Raw genomic sequence first — 3,264 nt, 5'->3', positions numbered from 1 at the left:
TGGCCTTGGCGCGCTTTTCGGTCTTCGCATCGACGGCGGCGGGGGCGAGGGTGGTCTTCAGGACCCCGCCCTTGTGGATGTTCTCGCCCAGCGGATAGACGGCGACCGCGCCGTCGCGGCCGCGGGCGGCGATGATCGACAGTTCGCGGGTGAAGGCGGCCTTGGCCTCGAGAATGGCGGGGCGTTCGCCGATGGCGTGCCAGGCGTCGGCGGCTTCCTTGGCCGACCGCACCCAGACCTGGCCCTTGCCGTCGTAGCCGTCGCGGCGGGTCTTGAGCAGGGCGGGCGTTCCGAGACGCTCCAGCCCGGCCAGCAGGTCGTCGAGGCCGTCGACGGCGGCGAAGTCCACCGTGGTCGCGCCGACGCCGTTCAGGAAGGTCTTCTCCTCGACCCGGTCCTGGGCCACGGCCAGGGCGCGGGGGCCGGGGGCCACCAGGGCGCCGCTCTCGGCCAGGGTCGCGACCGAGGAGGCCGGGACGTTCTCGAATTCGAAGGTCACCGCCTGCGCCACCCGGCCCAGCACGGTCAGGGCGGTGGGATCGTCATAGGCGGCGACGATCTGCCCCTGGGAGACACGGCCCGCCGGGCTATTCTCTTCCGGATCGAGGATGACGACGTTGAAGCCGAGGCGGGAGGCGGCCTGGCTGAGCATCCGGCCCAGCTGTCCGCCGCCGAGAATGCCGATGGTCGAGCCGGGGGAGAGGGGGGAGACGCTCACTCAGTCCTCGACCGACTCGTGCACGGCTTCGGTCTGGGCTTCGCGGAAGGCGCTCAGCCGTCCCATCAGCACCGGATCGTTGAGGGCCAGGATCTGCGCGGCGAGGATGCCCGCGTTCTTGGCGCCCGCCTCGCCGATGGCCAGGGTCGCGACCGGCACGCCGCCGGGCATCTGGACAATGGAGAGCAGGCTGTCGAGGCCCTTGAGCGCCTTGGACTGCACCGGCACGCCCAGCACGGGCAGCTCGGTCATGGAGGCGGCCATGCCCGGCAGGTGGGCGGCGCCGCCGGCCCCGGCGATGATGACCTTGTAACCCGCAGCGCGGGCGCCGGTGGAGAACTCGACCAGGCGTTGGGGGGTGCGGTGGGCGCTGACGACCTTGGCGTCCCAGGCTACGCCGAGCCGGTCCAGGGCGTCGGCGGCGTGCTTCATCGTCGGCCAGTCCGAACGGCTGCCCATGATGATCGCCACCGGCGGGGTCTCGGTCGCCATTACACGCACCTTCTCGCGGAAAGCGGCGCGATACAGGACTCGCGTTGCGCCCGCAACCGACGGCGTTAGGCTCCGCACTGGCCGGACGTGTTGAGTCGCCGGCTCGAGCATGATCGTTCGAGATGCGAACCGCTTCACGGTTCCATCGAGAGCGTGAATCATGCTCTCGAATTATGCTGGACCATTTTTCTGGATTCAGGTCGTCCCGACCTGAAGCGAAAATGGTCTGGGGAGCTTCCGTGACCGACGCGGCCACTATCGACCCGTATGCCGAGATCGAGCGCCTGCGCGCCGAGCTTGAGGCCCTGCGCCTGCGCGCCGAGGCGGCGGAGGCGGCCGCCGATCACGACGTGCTGACCCCCGCGCTGAACCGGCGCGGCTTCGTCGCCCAGATGAAGAGCGCCATGGCCTATTGCCAGCGCCACGAGGTCCCGGCGGTGCTGCTCTACCTCGACCTGGACGGCTTCAAGGGCGTCAACGACCAGCTGGGCCACGCCGCCGGCGACGCCGCCCTTGTGCATGTGGCCGAGATGATGCGCGCCAACCTGCGCGAGTCGGACGCCCTGGGCCGGCTGGGCGGCGACGAGTTCGGCCTGCTGATGCTCAACGCCGGCCTGGAGGAAGGCCGCGAGAAGGCTCGCCGCCTCGCCGCCACCCTGGAAACCGAGCCGTTCGAATGGGACGGCCGCAGCGCCGGACTGGGCGGCTCGTTCGGCGTGCGCGCCTATGCGGGCCAGGCCGATCCGGAAATCTGGCTGGCCGAGGCCGACGCCGCCATGTGGGTCCGCAAGAAGGGGCGTTGAGCCTCGACTAGGCGATGATGTCCGGCAGGATCCGGTTCTCGATCTTCACGATCTCGTCGCGCAGGATCAGCTTCTTGCGCTTCAGGCGCGCGATCATCAGCTGGTCGGGGATCGGCATGTGGCCGAGCGCCTCGATCGAGGCGTCGAGGTCGGCGTGCTCCTGCTGGAGTTCCTTGAGCCGGGCGTGCAGCGCCAGCTCTTCCTCGGTGAGAAATGGTTCGTCGTCGTTCATGATGGGGTCCCGGACCGGGCGGTTATAGCGCGCCGCCGGTCAGGCCGGAAGGCGGTCGGCGAGGAGTTCGAGCGAGCGGCGCGGCGTGATCGGCGCCCATTCCCGGGCCACGGCGATCAGGGCGGGCAGGACCGGCCTGGACGCGCCCGCAGGCTCGGGGGCGAGGGCTTCGAGCGCCGCCAGCAGCCGCCGTTCAGCGTCCAGTTCGATGGTCTTGACCTGGGCCCGCACCGCCTCGCGGTCGTCGTCGTCGAGGTCGGGCGTGCGGGTCTTCAACGTGCGGCGGATGGCGCGCAGCGGGGCCACGGTGGTCTCCTGCCAGACACGGGCGGTGTCACAGGCGGCCTCGATGTCGTCGGCGTCGGGCGCGCGGCCCGTCCGGGCGCACCAGGCGGCCCATAGCAGCAGCGGCAGGTTCTGGCCCTGGGCGTCCTGCAGGTCGAGACCCGCGTTCTGCACGCCCTCCACGGCCCAGGCGCGGACCGACCAATCCCACAGGCTCATTCGGACGCCGGGCCCTTGAGCCCGTCCCAGCGCTTCACCGCCGACCAGTCGAGGCCGAAGACGTCCAGCGCCCGCCCGACCGACTGATCGACCATTTCGGCGATGGTGGCGGGCCTGGCGTAGAAGGCGGGCAGGGGCGGGGCGATGACCGCGCCCATCTCGGCCAGGGCGGTCATCGTGCGCAGATGGCCCAGATGCAGGGGCGTCTCGCGCACCATCAGCACCAGCGGCCGTCGTTCCTTCAGCGCAACGTCGGCGGCGCGGGTCAGCAGGGTGGAGGTCACGCCGGTGGCGATCTCCCCCATGGTCCGCACCGAACAGGGAGCCACGAGCATGCCCATGGTCCGGAAAGAGCCGGAGGCGATGCTGGCGCCCACGTCGTTGAGCTTGTGCACGACATCGGCGCGGCCCAGCAGATCGTCCGCCGACAGATCGGTCTCCTGCGACAAAGTGAGCAGGGCGGCGCGGGTCACGACGAGGTGGCTCTCGACCCCCAGTTCGCGCAGGGCGTCGAG

General features: G+C 70.6%; 6 protein-coding genes. 1 reads left to right on the top strand and 5 read right to left on the bottom strand.

Features of this window, described 5'->3' with window-relative positions:
• On the bottom strand, window positions 1-718 hold a 718-nt coding region (locus Q0C81_RS17660; protein ID WP_291841060.1), incomplete at its 3' end, for an ATP-grasp domain-containing protein.
• Window positions 719-1,210 (bottom strand): 5-(carboxyamino)imidazole ribonucleotide mutase, encoded by a 492-nt coding sequence (purE, locus tag Q0C81_RS17655; RefSeq protein ID WP_291841058.1) that lies wholly within the window; start codon window positions 1,208-1,210, stop codon window positions 719-721.
• Between the two features lie 239 nt (window positions 1,211-1,449).
• Here purE and Q0C81_RS17650 point away from each other — a divergent pair, with 239 nt between their 5' ends.
• Window positions 1,450-2,013: a GGDEF domain-containing protein gene (locus tag Q0C81_RS17650; RefSeq protein ID WP_291841056.1), complete on the top strand. Its 564-nt coding sequence runs from the start codon at window positions 1,450-1,452 to the stop codon at window positions 2,011-2,013.
• Window positions 2,014-2,020: 7 nt separating this feature from the next.
• Here the strand turns inward: Q0C81_RS17650 and Q0C81_RS17645 are convergent, their stop codons facing one another.
• The 3 genes from Q0C81_RS17645 to Q0C81_RS17635 all read right to left on the bottom strand — a co-directional run.
• Window positions 2,021-2,245 (bottom strand): DUF465 domain-containing protein, encoded by a 225-nt coding sequence (locus tag Q0C81_RS17645; protein WP_291841054.1) that lies wholly within the window; start codon window positions 2,243-2,245, stop codon window positions 2,021-2,023.
• A gap of 39 nt (window positions 2,246-2,284) precedes the next feature.
• Window positions 2,285-2,749: a TIGR02444 family protein gene (locus tag Q0C81_RS17640; RefSeq protein ID WP_291841052.1), complete on the bottom strand. Its 465-nt coding sequence runs from the start codon at window positions 2,747-2,749 to the stop codon at window positions 2,285-2,287.
• Window positions 2,746-3,264 (bottom strand): UbiX family flavin prenyltransferase (locus tag Q0C81_RS17635; RefSeq protein ID WP_291841050.1); only part of this gene is annotated, 519 nt, incomplete at its 5' end. The genes Q0C81_RS17635 and Q0C81_RS17640, both read right to left, overlap by 4 nt.

It is taken from the genome of Brevundimonas sp., from assembly GCF_023259385.1.
In the GTDB taxonomy this organism is placed as follows: Bacteria; Pseudomonadota; Alphaproteobacteria; order Caulobacterales; family Caulobacteraceae; genus Brevundimonas.
This window is presented reverse-complemented; position numbering and strand designations above follow the sequence as displayed.